The 15,287-nt window shown below is 63.7% G+C and carries 16 protein-coding genes; 11 read left to right on the forward strand and 5 right to left on the reverse strand.

Going from position 1 to position 15,287, the window contains the following annotated elements; genetic code table 11:
* Positions 1-168 precede the first annotated feature (168 nt).
* The 5 genes from ABE456_RS13210 to ABE456_RS13230 all read left to right on the forward strand — a co-directional run bounded on the left by ABE456_RS13210 (position 169) and on the right by ABE456_RS13230 (position 4,908).
* Positions 169-1,041: a LysR family transcriptional regulator gene (locus ABE456_RS13210; RefSeq protein WP_346644308.1), complete on the forward strand. Its 873-nt coding sequence runs from the start codon at positions 169-171 to the stop codon at positions 1,039-1,041.
* A gap of 240 nt (positions 1,042-1,281) precedes the next feature.
* Positions 1,282-1,545, forward strand: coding sequence for a DNA-directed RNA polymerase subunit omega (rpoZ, locus tag ABE456_RS13215; RefSeq protein WP_003253383.1), 264 nt, complete (start codon positions 1,282-1,284; stop codon positions 1,543-1,545).
* Positions 1,546-1,604: 59 nt separating this feature from the next.
* Positions 1,605-3,713, forward strand: a complete 2,109-nt coding sequence (gene spoT, locus ABE456_RS13220) for a bifunctional GTP diphosphokinase/guanosine-3',5'-bis pyrophosphate 3'-pyrophosphohydrolase (protein WP_346644309.1) — start codon at positions 1,605-1,607, stop codon at positions 3,711-3,713.
* Positions 3,714-3,736: 23 nt separating this feature from the next.
* Complete coding sequence (locus tag ABE456_RS13225) at positions 3,737-4,117, forward strand: RidA family protein (RefSeq protein WP_009684531.1); 381 nt, start codon at positions 3,737-3,739, stop codon at positions 4,115-4,117.
* A 59-nt stretch (positions 4,118-4,176) separates the two neighbouring features.
* On the forward strand, positions 4,177-4,908 hold the full coding sequence (locus ABE456_RS13230) for a hypothetical protein (RefSeq protein ID WP_346644310.1): 732 nt from the start codon (positions 4,177-4,179) through the stop codon (positions 4,906-4,908).
* A 48-nt stretch (positions 4,909-4,956) separates the two neighbouring features.
* Here ABE456_RS13230 and ABE456_RS13235 read toward each other — a convergent pair whose 3' ends face one another.
* Positions 4,957-5,814 (reverse strand): SDR family oxidoreductase, encoded by an 858-nt coding sequence (locus ABE456_RS13235; RefSeq protein WP_346644311.1) that lies wholly within the window; start codon positions 5,812-5,814, stop codon positions 4,957-4,959.
* Positions 5,815-6,004: 190 nt separating this feature from the next.
* Here ABE456_RS13235 and exbB point away from each other — a divergent pair, with 190 nt between their 5' ends.
* The 6 genes from exbB to ABE456_RS13265 all read left to right on the forward strand — a co-directional run bounded on the left by exbB (position 6,005) and on the right by ABE456_RS13265 (position 12,724).
* Positions 6,005-6,979 carry a tonB-system energizer ExbB gene (exbB, locus tag ABE456_RS13240; RefSeq protein ID WP_346644312.1) on the forward strand — a complete coding sequence of 325 codons (975 nt, stop codon included), beginning with the start codon at positions 6,005-6,007 and terminating at the stop codon, positions 6,977-6,979.
* Between the two features lie 3 nt (positions 6,980-6,982).
* Positions 6,983-7,411, forward strand: coding sequence for a TonB system transport protein ExbD (gene exbD / locus ABE456_RS13245; RefSeq protein ID WP_003253367.1), 429 nt, complete (start codon positions 6,983-6,985; stop codon positions 7,409-7,411).
* Positions 7,408-8,139: an energy transducer TonB gene (locus ABE456_RS13250; RefSeq protein WP_346644313.1), complete on the forward strand. Its 732-nt coding sequence runs from the start codon at positions 7,408-7,410 to the stop codon at positions 8,137-8,139. Before exbD ends, ABE456_RS13250 begins: the two co-directional genes overlap by 4 nt.
* A 94-nt stretch (positions 8,140-8,233) precedes the next feature.
* On the forward strand, positions 8,234-9,160 hold the full coding sequence (locus tag ABE456_RS13255) for a LysR substrate-binding domain-containing protein (protein WP_346644314.1): 927 nt from the start codon (positions 8,234-8,236) through the stop codon (positions 9,158-9,160).
* A 3-nt stretch (positions 9,161-9,163) separates the two neighbouring features.
* Positions 9,164-11,242 (forward strand): ATP-dependent DNA helicase RecG, encoded by a 2,079-nt coding sequence (gene recG, locus ABE456_RS13260; RefSeq protein WP_346644315.1) that lies wholly within the window; start codon positions 9,164-9,166, stop codon positions 11,240-11,242.
* Between the two features lie 78 nt (positions 11,243-11,320).
* The gene (locus ABE456_RS13265) at positions 11,321-12,724 is read left to right on the forward strand and encodes an HDOD domain-containing protein (RefSeq protein ID WP_346644316.1); all 1,404 of its coding nucleotides are present in this window, start codon (positions 11,321-11,323) and stop codon (positions 12,722-12,724) included.
* Between the two features lie 118 nt (positions 12,725-12,842).
* Here ABE456_RS13265 and ABE456_RS13270 read toward each other — a convergent pair whose 3' ends face one another.
* The 4 genes from ABE456_RS13270 to rubA all read right to left on the reverse strand — a co-directional run bounded on the left by ABE456_RS13270 (position 12,843) and on the right by rubA (position 15,185).
* The gene (locus ABE456_RS13270) at positions 12,843-13,217 is read right to left on the reverse strand and encodes a helicase (RefSeq protein ID WP_346644317.1); all 375 of its coding nucleotides are present in this window, start codon (positions 13,215-13,217) and stop codon (positions 12,843-12,845) included.
* 148 nt (positions 13,218-13,365) lie between these two features.
* The gene (locus tag ABE456_RS13275) at positions 13,366-13,665 is read right to left on the reverse strand and encodes an HU family DNA-binding protein (protein WP_013974808.1); all 300 of its coding nucleotides are present in this window, start codon (positions 13,663-13,665) and stop codon (positions 13,366-13,368) included.
* A 187-nt stretch (positions 13,666-13,852) separates the two neighbouring features.
* Positions 13,853-15,001: an FAD-dependent oxidoreductase gene (locus ABE456_RS13280; RefSeq protein ID WP_346644318.1), complete on the reverse strand. Its 1,149-nt coding sequence runs from the start codon at positions 14,999-15,001 to the stop codon at positions 13,853-13,855.
* Between the two features lie 16 nt (positions 15,002-15,017).
* Positions 15,018-15,185, reverse strand: a complete 168-nt coding sequence (gene rubA / locus ABE456_RS13285) for a rubredoxin RubA (protein WP_016502244.1) — start codon at positions 15,183-15,185, stop codon at positions 15,018-15,020.
* Between the last annotated feature and the right edge of the window lie 102 nt (positions 15,186-15,287).

The raw sequence follows: 15,287 nt of genomic DNA on the forward strand, positions 1-15,287 counted from the left end.
TACGGCTGGCGCCTCACGGGCGACGATGGTTGCAGCTGTTGTTCTTTTCACTTTCCCATCGTGGGGATTGGTTACCCGACCGGGCGCATTGATTCCGGGGGGCCGTTTCACTATAAAATGGCCATGACGCAACAGACATTGGCAATTCGGCAAGCAGAGCGTGCACCAATGCAATATCAGATTACCCACGCCGACCTCTCCCTGGTCCTGGCACTGGAACGTGGTCGCTCGCTGGCCAAAGCCGCCGAGCTGCTCAAAGTCGACGTTTCGACCGTGTTCCGTTCGATTCGCCGGCTTGAATCGGCACTCGGTACCGCGCTGTTCGTAAAAAGCCGCAAAGGCTACCTGCCGACCGACACCGCCCAGGCCCTGGCCGAACAGGCCGAACGCGCCGAGCAGGCGCTGGAGGCGGCGCGCATCGCCATGACCAGTGGCGAGCAGGTGGTCAGCGGCACGGTGCGCCTGACCTGTACCGAGGCGGTGATGCACAGCCTGCTGCTGCCGGCGCTGGCTGAGTTCATGCCCAACTACCCGGCCCTGTCGCTGGAGATGGGCACCTCCAATACCTTTGCCAACCTCAGCCGGCGCGATGCCGACATTGCCCTGCGCCTGACCAACACGCCGCCAGAGCACCTGGTGGGCCGCAACCTGGGCTCTACCTCTTATGTAGTCTGCGGCCAGCCGCAGTGGCGCGAGCGCCTGGCCGCGTCGCCTGCCAGCGTGCCGTGGATCGCCCCTGACGACTCGATGCAGGACCACCCCACGGTGGTCTGGCGCAACCAGCAGCATCCGGGGCTGAGCCCGCGCTACCAGTGCAGCGGCATGTCGACCATCGCCCAACTGGTGACTGCCGGCCTGGGTGTGGCGGCGCTGCCGGACTATATGGTGCATGCCTTGCCCGGCGTAGATGCGCTGAGCGGGCCGCTGCCGGGTTGCGATACCCAGCTGTGGCTGCTGACCCGGCCGGATTGCCGGGCGTTGCGCTCGGTGCAGACCTTGTTCGAGGAGCTGACCCCGCGGTTGCGTGACGCGATGCTCTGAGGTTATCGTCAGGCTCAAGTATTCAGGCTGTCTGCTCCGGCCCTTTCGCGGGCTTGTCCGCTCCCACAGGGTACGCGGTCACTGTGGGAGCGGGTTTACCCGCGAAGAAGCAAACACAGGGTTTGAAGGTACCAACCGACAAAACAGCGCTTCCCTATTGGCTGGTGATTTTTTAAACTATCGAGTCCGCCTGCCCATTACTGGGCTGCACGCCCACCGCATTTGCTACTGAGGAAGACCATGGCCCGCGTAACTGTTGAAGACTGCCTGGAACACGTGGATAACCGCTTTGAGCTGGTCATGCTCTCGACCAAGCGCGCTCGCCAGCTGGCGACCGGCGGCAAAGAACCACGCGTAGCGTGGGAAAACGACAAGCCAACCGTTGTTGCCCTGCGTGAAATCGCCGAAGGCATCGTCACCAACGAGTTCATCGCTGCTGAAGAGATCGTCACCGAGGATCCGGTCTTCGCCGCGTTCGAGGACGAGAACAACGAGGCTGTCTGATTGATGCCAGGTCGACGTCGCACGGCGCAAGGCCCTCTTCCTCGGCAGGAGGTGAACCCATGCCGGGTATAGAAGCCTTGGCCGAACGGCTGTCGACCTATCTTGGCCCCGAACAGGTCAACCTGGTCCGGCGCGCCTATTTCTACGCCGAACAGGCCCACGATGGGCAGCGCCGCCGCAGCGGCGAGCCCTACGTGACCCACCCGCTGGCCGTGGCCAGCATCCTCGCCGACATGCACATGGACCATCAGAGCCTGATGGCGGCCATGCTGCACGACGTGATCGAAGACACCGGCATCGCCAAGGAAGCCCTTAGCCAGCAGTTTGGCGAGACCGTGGCCGAACTGGTCGATGGGGTCAGCAAGCTGACCCAGATGAACTTCGAGACCAAGGCCGAGGCACAGGCCGAAAACTTCCAGAAAATGGCCATGGCCATGGCCCGCGATATCCGCGTGATCCTGGTCAAGTTGGCCGACCGCCTGCACAACATGCGCACCCTGGAAGTGCTGTCTGGCGAAAAACGCCGGCGCATCGCCAAGGAAACCCTCGAGATCTACGCCCCCATCGCCAACCGCCTGGGTATGCACACCGTGCGCGTGGAATTCGAGGACCTCGGCTTCAAGGCCATGCACCCGATGCGTTCGTCGCTGATTCACCGGGCGGTGAAAAGCGCACGCGGCAACCGCAAAGAGATCGTCGCCAAGATCGAGCACTCGCTGGCCAACTGCCTGGCCGCCGATGGCATCGCGGGCGAGGTCAGCGGCCGGCAGAAACACCTCTATGGCATCTACAAGAAGATGCGTGGCAAGCGCCGCGCCTTCAACGAGATCATGGACGTGTACGCCTTCCGCATCATCGTCGACAAGGTCGACACCTGCTACCGCGTGCTCGGCGCCGTGCACAACCTGTACAAGCCGCTGCCCGGGCGCTTCAAGGATTACATCGCGATCCCCAAGGCCAACGGCTACCAGTCGTTGCACACCACGCTGTTCGGCATGCACGGCGTGCCCATCGAAATCCAGATCCGCACCCGCGAGATGGAAGAGATGGCCAACAACGGCATCGCCGCGCACTGGCTGTACAAGTCCAACGACGACGAGCAGCCCAAGGGCAGCCACGCCCGCGCCCGCCAGTGGGTCAAGGGCATCCTCGAGCTGCAGCAACGTGCCGGCAACTCGCTGGAATTCATCGAGAGCGTGAAGATCGACCTGTTCCCGGACGAGGTCTACGTGTTCACGCCCAAGGGCCGCATCATGGAGCTGCCCAAAGGCTCCACGGCCGTCGACTTCGCCTACGCGGTGCACACCGACGTCGGCAACAGCTGCATCGCCTGCCGCATCAACCGCCGCCTGGCGCCGCTGTCCGAGCCACTGCAAAGCGGCTCGACGGTGGAAATCGTCAGCGCCCCGGGCGCACGGCCAAACCCGGCCTGGCTCAACTTCGTGGTCACCGGCAAGGCGCGCACGCACATCCGCCACGCGCTCAAGCAGCAACGCCGCTCCGAATCCATCAGCCTGGGCGAGCGCCTGCTTAACAAGGTGCTTACCGGCTTCGACAGCAGCCTGGAGAAAATCCCCCAGGAGCGCATCCAGGCGATCCTCGCCGAGTACCGCCTGGAACTGATCGAAGACCTGCTCGAAGACATCGGCCTGGGCAACCGCATGGCCTACGTGGTCGCGCGCCGCCTGCTGTCGGCCGAAGGCGAGCAGCTGCCGGCGCCGGAAGGCCCGCTGGCGATCCGCGGTACCGAAGGCCTGGTGCTGAGCTACGCCAAGTGCTGCACGCCGATCCCGGGAGACCCGATCGTCGGCCACCTGTCGGCCGGCAAGGGCATGGTCGTGCACCTGGAAAACTGCCGCAACATCAGTGAAATCCGCCACAACCCGGAAAAGTGCGTACAGCTCTCCTGGGCCAAGGACATCACGGGCGAGTTCAATGTCGAACTGCGTGTCGAACTGGAGCACCAGCGCGGCCTGATCGCCCTGCTGGCCAGCAGCGTCAACGCCGCTGACGGCAACATCGAGAAGATCAGCATGGACGAACGCGACGGCCGTATCAGCGTGGTCCAACTGGTGGTCAGCGTGCACGACCGCGTGCACCTGGCGCGTGTGATCAAGAAGCTGCGTACCCTGACCGGTGTGGTCCGCATCACCCGCATGCGTACGTAGTCCGCCAACCGCAAGGAGTCATCATGAGCAAGACCGTCATCAACAGCGACAAGGCCCCTGCCGCCATCGGCACCTACTCGCAGGCGATCAAGGCCGGCAACACCGTGTACATGTCGGGCCAGATCCCGCTGGACCCGAAGACCATGGAGCTGGTCGAAGGCTTCGAAGCCCAGACCGTGCAGGTATTCGAAAACCTCAAGGCCGTGGCTGAAGCCGCTGGTGGTTCGTTCAAGGACATCGTCAAGCTGAACATCTTCCTCACCGACCTGAGCCACTTCGCCAAGGTCAACGAGGTGATGGGCCGCTACTTCGAGCAGCCATACCCGGCTCGCGCCGCCATCGGCGTTGCTGCGCTGCCAAAAGGCGCCCAGGTCGAAATGGACGCCATCCTGGTCATCGAGTGATGCCCCCGGTGACGGGCGCCCTGCCCGTCACCTTCCCTCCTCTGCAAGGTTACCCCGTCATGCGTCAAGCACTGCCCCTCGCGCTGGCAGCCCTGCTACTGGGCGGCTGCGCCAGCCACAAACCCGAAGATTTCAACGGCACCTGGATCAACCAGGACGCCATCACTGCGGCCGTAAAAGGCGGCAGCCTGCGCCAGGCGCTGAATGAGCACGGCCCGGTATTCGAGTGGAAGCTCGATGTCGCCAGCCAGCAGGCCAGCTTCAGCAACGGCTTCGAAGCGGCTGACGGCCAGCTGAGCGCCAATGACAAGCAATGGCAGGCCAGCTTCCAGGGCGGGCAGACCGAGCAACTGTCGCTCGATGGTAACGAGCTGCAAGCCGTCGACCAAAGCGGCGGCAAACAGACTTTCGTGCGGGCCAAGGCACCGGCAACAGCCAACGCGCCGCTGGGCAGCAGCTTCGAGAAGGCGCTGTACCAGGCCTATCTAGGCGGCAACTGGAAAATCGTCGACGGCCAGGGCAAAGGAGCCAGCGTGCGTTTCAGCGACACCGGCAACGTCACTGGCCTGCCTGGGCCAGACCGCTTCGCCCTGTGCTTGGCAGGTGATTGCGCGACCATGGGCGGCAGCAATGACAGCCTGTGGCTGGAGCGCAACCAGCGAGGTGCGCCGTTCATCCTCAAGCGCGATGGCGACAAGCTGGAGATCTTCCAGGCGGTGAACCGTGCGCAGCCAGATGAAATGCCGGAACTGGCAGCGGGCAAGCGCCAGTGGGTGCTGGTACAGAACTGAACCCTTCTGAAATCGCGGCCTTACATACCCGCGAAGAGGCCGGTTGACTCAGCACATTCCTTTCAGGATCGCAGCGTAACCTTCCTTGTAACTCGGATACACCGGCGCCCAGCCCAGCGCCCGCGCCCGGGCATTGCTGCAGCGCTTGCTGCCGGTGCGCCGCACCCGCTGTTCATCGGACCACTCGGTAACTCCCATGTACCCGCGCAGCCAGGCCACCACATCGGCCAGCGGTGCCGGATCGTCATCTACGCCGATGTAGCAGTCGTCCAGCACCTTGCCGTCAGCATCGGCCTGCAACAGGAATGCCAGCAAGCTGGCGGCATCCTCGGCATGGATGCGGTTGCCATACAGCGGCGGCACCTCGGCCACGCGGTAGCCCTGGCGCACCTGGCTCAACAGCCACTCACGGCCAGGCCCATAGATGCCGGTCAGGCGCACCACGCTCGCCGGGATGCCACTGGCCAGCGCCAGCCGCTCAGCCTCCAGCATCACCCGCCCGGAATAGCCCTCAGGCTCGGTCGCCGCGCCCTCCTCGATCCACTCGCCGTCCTTCTGTGCATACACGCTGCTGCTGGAGACGAACAGCAGGCGACGTGGGCGCTGGCCACGCTCGGCCAGCCACGCCAGCACATGGCGCAAGCCGTCTACATAAGCCGCCTGGTAACCCGACTCGTCGTGCTGGCTGGCCGCCACGCAATACACCAGGTAGTCCAGCGAACCCTGTGGCCAGGCTTGCGGAATCGACGCCTCGGCCAGGTCTGCGGCAACCGGCTGAACGCCCGCTGGCAGCTCTCCTACCGAACGGCGCAGGCCGCTCACTTGCCAACCGCGCGCCAGCATCTGCCGGGCAAGGCGCCCACCTACATCACCACAACCCACCACCATCACGGAAAGGTCTGACATCACAAAACTCCCTAGACCAATTGATCAGCCCGGCCACGCTACACGATGGGCGGTTAGACCATAGGTGAAAAAAGCAACAAGATTACTTTTGTTAACAAGAATTACTTGCAATAATGGCCGCCAATTTGTTCTCGGCCTACCTCGAGGCCTTGGAGAACGCTCACTTTTTTCTTCATCAGGTCCGGCCAGCATGACACGTACTCAACCTTCCGCTTCGCCAACCCCGTCGCGCGCCTGGCGCGCCATCGCCGCGCTGACGCTCAGCCTGGTGCTGGCCCCGGTGGCCATGGCCGATGAGCCAACCGCCAATGCCGCCACGCCTGCCGCCGCCGCTGCTCCGGTAGCTGCCCCGGCCGCTGCTGCACAGGCGCCTGCTGCCGACGCCGCTGCTGCCACCCCGGCTGATGCACCGGCTGTGGTAGACCCAAGCGTCGAAGCCCTGGTTGAAGACACCTCGCTGGGCATGGCCCATGACCTGTCCCCATGGGGCATGTACAAAAACGCCGACATCGTGGTGAAGATCGTCATGATCGGCCTGGCCATCGCCTCCATCATCACCTGGACCATCTGGATCGCCAAAGGCTTCGAGCTGATGGGCGCCAAGCGTCGCCTGCGTGGTGAAATCGCCCAGCTGAAGAAATCCACCACCCTGAAGGACGCCAGCGAAGTCTCCAACAAGGAAGGCACCCTGGCCCACACCCTGGTCCACGACGCGCTCGAAGAAATGCGCCTGTCGGCCAACGCCCGCGAAAAAGAAGGCATCAAGGAACGCGTCAGCTTCCGCCTGGAGCGCCTGGTGCATGCCAGCGGCCGTACCATGAGCAGCGGCACCGGCGTTCTCGCCACCATCGGCTCCACCGCGCCGTTTGTCGGCCTGTTCGGTACCGTATGGGGCATCATGAACAGCTTCATCGGCATCGCCAAGACCCAGACCACCAACCTGGCCGTGGTTGCCCCAGGTATCGCCGAAGCCCTGCTGGCCACCGCCCTGGGCCTGGTTGCAGCAATCCCGGCCGTGGTCATCTACAACGTCTTCGCCCGCTCCATTGCCGGCTACAAGGCCCAGGTGTCCGACGCCTCCGCCCAGGTATTGCTGCTGGTCAGCCGTGACCTGGACCACCAGGGCAGCGAACGCGCCGCCCCGCACATGGTGAAAGTGGGGTAAGCCATGGGCCTGCATCTCAACGAAGGTGGCGACGACCTCGCCGAAAACCACGAAATCAACGTTACGCCGTTCATCGACGTGATGCTGGTGCTGCTGATCATCTTCATGGTCGCGGCTCCCCTGGCCACGGTCGACATCAAGGTCGACCTGCCGGCCTCGACCGCCAAACCGGCGCCGAGGCCCGAGAAACCGGTGTTCGTCAGCGTCAAGGCCGACCAGAAGCTGTACGTCGGCGACGATCAGGTAGCGGCACCCGACCAGCTTGGCCCAATGCTCGACGCCAAGACCAAGGGTGACAAGGAAACCACCATCTTCTTCCAGGCTGACAAAGGCGTGGATTACGGTGACCTGATGGAAGTGATGAACAACATGCGCGCGGCCGGCTACCTGAAAGTCGGTCTGGTAGGTCTCGAGACGGCAGCCAAGAAATGACAAAAACGCGCTCAAACATGGCGCGCTACGGTGGCAGCCTGGCGATCGTGCTGGGTGTGCACGTGGTCGCCGTGCTGCTGACGCTCAACTGGTCGGTGCCCCAGGCCATCGAGCTGCCGCCGGCAGCCATGATGGTCGAACTGGCACCGTTGCCGGAGCCTGCGCCACCACCACCCCCGAAAGCAGCTCCGCAGCCACCGGCGCCGGTCGAAGAACCACCGCTGCCGAAGCTGGTGGAGGCACCCAAGCCCAAGATCGCCATCCCCAAGCCGCCCAAACCGAAGGCAAAGCCGCAACCGCCCAAGCCCGAGAAAAAGCCTGAGCCGCCGAAGGAAGCACCGGCGACCGAGCAGACGGTAGACGCACCGCCGAGCAACACGCCACCGCAGAAGTCCGCGGCACCGGCACCGAGCATCGCGTCCAACAGCAACGCCCTGCCAACCTGGCAGAGTGACCTGCTGCGTCACCTGGCCAAATACAAGCGTTACCCGGAAGACGCTCGCCGCCGCGGCCTGCAGGGCATCAACCGCCTGCGCTTCGTGGTCGATGCCGAAGGCAAGGTAGTGTCGTACTCCATGGCCGGTGGTTCGGGCAGCGCTGCGCTGGACCGGGCGACCCTGGAAATGATCCGTCGGGCTGGCACGGTACCCAAGCCACCACCTGAGTTGCTGAACAATGGCACGATCGAAGTCGTGGCACCGTTCGTCTACTCGCTGGACCGCCGCTAAGACTTTTGTTTCTGTCACAAATCGGCAACTCTGATAACGTGCGTCTATCGATTGCAGCCGCTATGCTGGGCCCGCAACTTCATGGACGCACGTTATGACCCTCACAGAATTACGCTACATCGTCACACTCGCCCAGGAACAGCACTTCGGCCATGCCGCCGAGCGCTGCCACGTGAGCCAGCCGACCTTGTCGGTCGGTGTGAAGAAGCTCGAGGATGAGCTTGGCGTTCTGATCTTCGAGCGCAGCAAAAGCGCGGTACGCCTGACCCCGGTCGGCGAAAGCATCGTCGCCCAGGCACAGAAGGTACTGGAGCAGGCCCAGGGCATTCGCGAACTGGCCCAGGCCGGCAAGAACCAGCTGACCGCCCCGCTCAAGGTTGGTGCCATCTACACCGTCGGCCCCTACCTGTTCCCGCACCTGATCCCGCAGTTGCACCGCGTGGCGCCGCAGATGCCGCTGTACATCGAAGAAAACTTCACACACGTACTGCGCGAAAAACTGCGCAATGGCGAACTGGACGCGGTGATCATCGCCCTGCCGTTCAACGAAGCCGACGTACTGACCCTGCCGCTGTACGACGAGCCGTTCTGCGCCCTGATGCCTGCCGACCACCCATGGACGGCAAAAAAAACCATCGACACCGCCATGCTCAACGACAAGAGCCTGTTGCTGCTCGGTGAGGGCCACTGCTTCCGCGACCAGGTACTGGAAGCCTGCCCTACGCTGAACAAAGGCGGTGAAGGTGCCAAGCACACCACGGTCGAATCAAGCTCGCTGGAAACCATCCGCCACATGGTGGCCTCGGGCCTTGGCGTGTCGATCCTGCCGCTGTCGGCGGTCCACAGCCACCATTACGCCCCCGGGGTCATCGAAGTACGCCCGCTGACCGCACCGGCGCCATTCCGCACCGTGGCTATCGCCTGGCGCGCCAGCTTCCCGCGGCCCAAGGCCATCGAGATCCTCGCCGACTCGATCCGCCTGTGCTCGGTAGCCAAAGCCCCTGCGGAACAGCCGGCCTGAGCCATGAGTGAGCTGTCGAAGGTCCCGGTCACGGTGCTAAAAGGGGTTGGCGAGGCCATGGCGGAAAAACTCGCCAAGGTCGGCCTGGAAAACCTGCAGGATGTGCTGTTCCACCTGCCCCTGCGCTACCAGGACCGTACCCGAGTGGTGCCGATAGGCCAGCTGCGCCCAGGCCAGGATGCGGTGATCGAAGGCGTGGTCAGCGGTACCGACGTGACCATGGGCAAGCGCCGCAGCCTGGTGGTGCGCCTGGGCGACGGCAGCGGCGTGCTGACCCTGCGCTTCTATCATTTCAGCAACGCGCAGAAGGAAGGCCTCAAGCGTGGTACCCACCTGCGCTGCTACGGCGAAGCCCGCCCCGGCGCTTCGGGCCTGGAGATCTACCACCCCGAGTACCGCGCACTGAACGGTGACGAACCACCGCCGCCAGTCGATCAGACTTTGACACCGATCTACCCGTCCACCGAAGGCCTTACCCAGCAACGCCTGCGTCTGCTGTGCCAGCAGAGCCTGGGCTTGCTCGGCCCGCGCAGCCTGCCCGACTGGCTGCCCGACGAACTGGCCCGCGACTACCAGCTGGCACCGCTGGACGATGCCATCCGCTACCTGCACAACCCGCCAGCCGACGCTGATGTCGACGAACTGGCCTTGGGTCACCACTGGGCCCAGCACCGCCTGGCCTTCGAAGAGCTGCTGACCCACCAGCTGTCGCAACAACGCCTGCGCGAAAGCCTGCGCAGCCTGCGTGCGCCGGTGCTGCCCAAAGCCAGGCGCCTGCAGGCGCAATACCTGGCCAACCTGGGCTTCCAGCCGACCGGCGCGCAGCAGCGGGTGGCCAACGAAATTGCCTACGACCTCAGTCAGCACGAGCCGATGATGCGCCTGGTGCAGGGCGACGTGGGTGCCGGCAAGACCGTGGTTGCCGCCCTGGCCGCGCTGCAGGCCTTGGAGGCCGGCTACCAGGTGGCGTTGATGGCACCTACCGAGATCCTTGCCGAACAACACTTCATCACCTTCAAACGCTGGCTGGAGCCGCTGGGCATCGAAGTGGCCTGGCTGGCCGGCAAGCTCAAAGGCAAGGCCCGGGTCAGCGCCCTGGAGCAGATCGCCAACGGGGCACCGATGGTGGTCGGCACTCACGCACTGTTCCAGGAAGAGGTGAAGTTCAAGCACCTGGCTCTGGCGATCATCGACGAGCAGCACCGCTTTGGCGTGCAGCAGCGCCTGGCCTTGCGCAAGAAGGGCGTGGCCGGCGAGCTGTGCCCGCACCAGCTGATCATGACCGCCACGCCGATACCGCGCACCCTGGCCATGAGCGCCTACGCCGACCTGGATACTTCGGTGCTTGACGAGCTGCCGCCCGGGCGCACCCCGGTGAACACCGTGCTGGTGGCTGACAGCCGCCGCTTCGAAGTGGTCGAGCGGGTACGCGCCGCCTGCGCCGAGGGGCGCCAGGCTTATTGGGTGTGCACCCTGATCGAAGAGTCCGAAGAGCTGACCTGCCAGGCCGCCGAAAGCACCTACGAGGAGCTTGGCAGTGCCCTGGGCGAGCTGCGGGTGGGGCTGATCCACGGGCGCATGAAACCGGCGGAAAAGGCCGAGATCATGGCCGAGTTCAAGGCCGGCAACCTGCAGTTGCTGGTCGCCACCACGGTCATCGAGGTGGGCGTGGACGTGCCCAACGCCAGCCTGATGATCATCGAGAACCCCGAGCGCCTGGGCCTGGCCCAGTTGCACCAGTTGCGTGGCCGGGTCGGCCGGGGCAGCGCGGTCAGCCATTGCGTGCTGCTGTACCACCCGCCATTGTCGCAGATCGGTCGCGAGCGCCTGGGCATCATGCGTGAGACCAACGACGGCTTCATCATTGCCGAAAAGGACCTGGAGCTGCGTGGCCCGGGCGAAATGCTCGGCACCCGCCAGACCGGCCTGCTGCAGTTCAAGGTCGCCGACCTGATGCGCGACGCCGACTTGCTGCCGGCCGTGCGTGACGCTGCTCAGGCCCTGATCGCGCGCTGGCCGGAGCACGTCAGCCCGCTGCTCGACCGGTGGCTGCGCCATGGTCAGCAATATGGCCAAGTGTGATCCCAGTCCCATAATGGATCCAGATTTGCCACTAGGCTGGTTATACTTCGCGTTTAAAAGAATCAGTGGATACGGACCATGACTGAAGTTGCCCTGGACACCGCAACCCCACACGCACCCTCTGTCATCAGGCTGCTGCTCGAAAAACTCGGCGTGGCCTACCGCGAGGTGGTCGAACACCCGCACCTGCCGGCGGCGGCGCGGGTACAGGCCGTACTGCTCGACGATGAGGTCGGTGCCCTGATGGTGCTGTTCCCGCAGAGCCAGCTACTGGACCTGAACCGCCTGGCCGAGCTGACCGGGCGCAAGCTCACTGCGGTGTCGGTGCCACGCCTTAAGCAGATGCTCGACAAGCACCAGCTCAAGGCCCTGCCGGGGATCCCGGCACTGACCAGCTCGCCATGCCAATACGAAAAGAGCCTGCTCGACGCCGACATTGTGTATATCCAGTCGGGTGAAGCCGGCCTGCTGCTGGAAATCGAGCGCGCGCCATTCAAGCGCATGCTGGCCAAGGCCAGCGCCAGCAGCTTTGGCCAGGATGTCGAGGCAATTAGCCCCAACCTGGACCGCCCCGATGACGACACCCGGGAAATTACCAATGCGGTGCAGGCCTTCACGGCCCGGCGCATCCAGAAGCGCCTGGAAGAAACCATCGAAATCCCGCCGCTGGCCGATACTGCGCAAAAAATCATCAAGCTGCGGGTAGACCCCAACGCCAGCATCGACGACATCACCGGCGTGGTCGAGACTGACCCGGCCCTGGCTGCGCAAGTGGTGAGCTGGGCGGCGTCGCCCTACTACGCCTCGCCGGGCAAGATCCGCTCGGTGGAAGACGCCATCGTGCGCGTGCTGGGCTTCGATCTGGTGATCAACCTGGCCTTGGGCCTGGCACTGGGCAAGACCCTGAGCCTGCCGAAGGATCACCCGCAGCAGGCCACGCCATACTGGCAGCAGTCGATCTACACCGCCGCCATCATCGAAGGCCTGACCCGTGCCATGCCACGGGCAGAGCGCCCAGAGGCTGGCCTGACCTATCTGGCCGGGCTGCTGCACAACTTTGGCTACCTGCTGCTGGCACACGTGTTCCCGCCGCACTTCTCGCTGATCTGCCGACACCTGGAGGTCAACCCGCACCTGAACCACACCTACGTGGAACAACACCTGCTGGGCATCAGCCGCGAGCAGATCGGCGCCTGGCTGATGAAGCTGTGGGACATGCCGGAAGAGCTGTCGACCGCGCTGCGCTTCCAGCATGACCCGGCCTACGATGGCGAGTTATCGGCGTTCCCCAACCTGGTGTGCCTGGCGACTCGCCTGCTGCGCTCGCGGGGGATTGGCTCGGGGCCGCTGGAGGAGATTCCGGACGACTTGCTGGAGCGTCTGGGCATTGCCCGGGACAAGGCTGAGGATGTGGTGAACAAAGTGCTGGAGGCTGAGAGCCTGTTGCGTGAGCTGGCTTCGCAGTTCCACGCACCGCATTAAGGCCATTGGGGCGGCCTTGCAGCCCTATCGCGACGCAAGGCCGCTCCCACATGCATACACCGATCAATGTGGGAGCGGCCTTGCGTCGCGATAGGGCCGCAAAGCGGCCCCAGCAATTTCAGCCTTTCTTCTTTGGCTTCAGGTACTTCATCAACCCCTGGAACCACATCACCAACGCCGGATTGCCTTTGATCTGGATGTTCTTGTCCTGAATCCCCTGCATGAACGCCAACTGCTTGTTACCTGCCTGCATCGTGGCAAAGCCATAGGCCGCGTCCTTGAAGGCAATGGCGAAGGCCGGCTGCGAGTGCGCGCCGCCCTTGCTGCTGACGCGCTCGTTATTGACGATGAAGTGCCGGGCAACCTTGCCGTCCAAGGTCTGCATCTGGAACACCAGGTCCTTGCCCTTGAGCTGCTGCTGGAACGCCGGGTTGTTACGGCTGGCCCTGGCCATCAACAGCCCCATGGCCCAGAGAAGAAAGCGAAACTTCATCAACGCGCCTCGAATTAAAAGTGACTAAGGCGCGCAGTTTATCCTTTTCCCGAACTATTTATGCAAATTCGAAACATTTTGCCTGCAGAAAGCACAACGGGCGCCCTGAGGCGCCCGCTTGGCTGACACTGGGGTTGTCAGGGTGCGATCACTTGCCCTTCTTGGCCGGCTTGACGGGTGCGTTGACGCTGTCGCGCAGGTTCTTGCCTGGTTTGAACGCCACGGTGTTGCTGGCCTTGATCTTGACCGGCTCACCGGTTTGCGGGTTCTTGCCGGTACGCGCGCCGCGATGACGTTTTTCGAAGGTGCCGAAACCGACCAGGGTCACGGTGTCCTTGTCCAGGGCACCGGTGATGCTGTCGAGAATCGCGTTCAAAACCTGATTGGCCTTTTCCTTGGTCAGATCGGCCTTTTCGGCGATGACGGCGGCGAGTTCTGGTTTGCGCATAGTGAAGCCTCTTTGACGGAATTCTTGTTGTTATGCCGTGCTGCCTCTGCGAGCAGCGCTCAAGGCACCGCAGGCTCTAATCTGCGGCAGACGGGAGTGAGAATGGCACGTGCTCAGGGGCCGCGCCAGTATCTGGGCGGCCATTGTGCAGGCAACAACAGGATAAATCCGACAGAACGCGCGCTATTTACGCCATAACCGCTGGTAACTGGCGATTCAGCGCCAGCTTGTCCATCACCGCTGCTCCAGTCAGGGCATAGCCCAGCAGCTTGCCGTCGGCATCCAGGCACAGCACCTTGAGGTCACTGCCTTGCCCCTCTACCTGCCAGCTGCCTTCACAGCCCTGTGGCGGTGGCGAGACCACCAGCGGGCAGGCCGGGGTTTTCACGGTGATCGGCATCGGCCCGTAGGCAACTGCCGTTGGCTTGCCGGCCAAGGTTTGCGCCAGGGCACGGGCACAGCTCATCAGCGGCATCACATAGAGCAGGTTGATGCCATCGACCTCGGCACAGTCGCCAAGGGCGAAAATGTTGGCATGCGAGGTGCGCAACTCGCGGTCGACGCTGACGCCGCGGTTGGTCTGCAGGCCGGCCGCAGCGGCCAGGTCGGTGCGAGGGCGCAGGCCGATGGCCGAAACCACCAGGTCGCAAGCGATTACGCTGCCATCTGACAGGTGCGCCTCCAGGCCTTGAGGTACCTGCTGCAGGCGGGTCAGCACCGGCCCTAGGTGGAAGCGCACGCCCAGGCCTTGCAGGCCGGCCTGTACAGCGCTGGCAGCCGCCGGGTGCAGCAGGGTCGGCATTACCTGCTCGCATGGCGCCACCACATCGACCTGAAAGCCGCCCAGGCTCATGTCGTTGGCAAATTCACAGCCGATCAGGCCGGCACCGAGGATTAGCACGCGCTGCTTGCCGACAGCGGCGGCACGGAAGCGGGCGTAGTCTTCCAGGTCATTGATCGGGAACACCAGGTGGCTGCCGTCGCCTTCAATCGGTACCTGCACGGTCTGCGCGCCCCAGGCCAGCACCAGGTCGCGGTATTCCACGGCCTCTTCACCGATCCAAAGGCGCTTATGGCCCGGGTCGATACCGCTGATGCGGGTATGGGTGCGGATTTCGGCTTTCAGTTGCTCGGCCATGGCGCCCGGCTCGGCCATGCACAGGCCATCGGCATCCTTCTGCTTGGCATAGCCCATGGAGAGCATGGGCTTGGAATAGGAACGACCATCGTCGGCGGTGATCAGCAGCAGCGGCGTCTGCGCATCGAGCTTGCGAAATTCACGGGCCAGGTTGTAGCCCGCAAGGCCGGTACCGATGATTACCACAGGGGACGTCATGTCGTGCTTGCCTCGCTTAGCCGATGGAGATCATTTCAAAGTCGCTTTTGCCGACGCCGCAGTCGGGGCACAGCCAGTCATCAGGCACATCCTCCCAACGGGTGCCGGGGGCGATGCCGTCGTCGGGCCAGCCTTCGGCTTCGTCGTAGATCAGGCCGCAGACAATACATTGCCACTTTTTCATGGGGGGTAGTTTCCTCGGTTCAGGCTGGGGCTTTGTGTTGCTGCTGATGGCCTCTTCGCGGGCGCGCCCGCTCCCACAGGAATTGTGCATAACTTGTGGGAG

The sequence above is a fragment of the Pseudomonas sp. TWI929 genome, assembly GCF_039673335.1.
Taxonomy (GTDB): domain Bacteria; phylum Pseudomonadota; class Gammaproteobacteria; order Pseudomonadales; family Pseudomonadaceae; genus Aquipseudomonas.

Coding starts and splice junctions, on each gene's coding strand:
- ABE456_RS13250 (WP_346644313.1), top strand. CDS start 7,408: ATGACAAAAACGCGCTCAAACATGGCGCGCTACGGTGGCAGCCTGGCG.
- ABE456_RS13230 (WP_346644310.1), top strand. CDS start 4,177: ATGCGTCAAGCACTGCCCCTCGCGCTGGCAGCCCTGCTACTGGGCGGC.
- recG (WP_346644315.1), top strand. CDS start 9,164: ATGAGTGAGCTGTCGAAGGTCCCGGTCACGGTGCTAAAAGGGGTTGGC.
- ABE456_RS13280 (WP_346644318.1), bottom strand. CDS start 15,001: ATGACGTCCCCTGTGGTAATCATCGGTACCGGCCTTGCGGGCTACAAC.
- ABE456_RS13275 (WP_013974808.1), bottom strand. CDS start 13,665: ATGCGCAAACCAGAACTCGCCGCCGTCATCGCCGAAAAGGCCGATCTG.
- ABE456_RS13235 (WP_346644311.1), bottom strand. CDS start 5,814: ATGTCAGACCTTTCCGTGATGGTGGTGGGTTGTGGTGATGTAGGTGGG.
- ABE456_RS13255 (WP_346644314.1), top strand. CDS start 8,234: ATGACCCTCACAGAATTACGCTACATCGTCACACTCGCCCAGGAACAG.
- ABE456_RS13265 (WP_346644316.1), top strand. CDS start 11,321: ATGACTGAAGTTGCCCTGGACACCGCAACCCCACACGCACCCTCTGTC.
- spoT (WP_346644309.1), top strand. CDS start 1,605: ATGCCGGGTATAGAAGCCTTGGCCGAACGGCTGTCGACCTATCTTGGC.
- rubA (WP_016502244.1), bottom strand. CDS start 15,185: ATGAAAAAGTGGCAATGTATTGTCTGCGGCCTGATCTACGACGAAGCC.
- rpoZ (WP_003253383.1), top strand. CDS start 1,282: ATGGCCCGCGTAACTGTTGAAGACTGCCTGGAACACGTGGATAACCGC.
- exbD (WP_003253367.1), top strand. CDS start 6,983: ATGGGCCTGCATCTCAACGAAGGTGGCGACGACCTCGCCGAAAACCAC.
- exbB (WP_346644312.1), top strand. CDS start 6,005: ATGACACGTACTCAACCTTCCGCTTCGCCAACCCCGTCGCGCGCCTGG.
- ABE456_RS13210 (WP_346644308.1), top strand. CDS start 169: ATGCAATATCAGATTACCCACGCCGACCTCTCCCTGGTCCTGGCACTG.
- ABE456_RS13225 (WP_009684531.1), top strand. CDS start 3,737: ATGAGCAAGACCGTCATCAACAGCGACAAGGCCCCTGCCGCCATCGGC.
- ABE456_RS13270 (WP_346644317.1), bottom strand. CDS start 13,217: ATGAAGTTTCGCTTTCTTCTCTGGGCCATGGGGCTGTTGATGGCCAGG.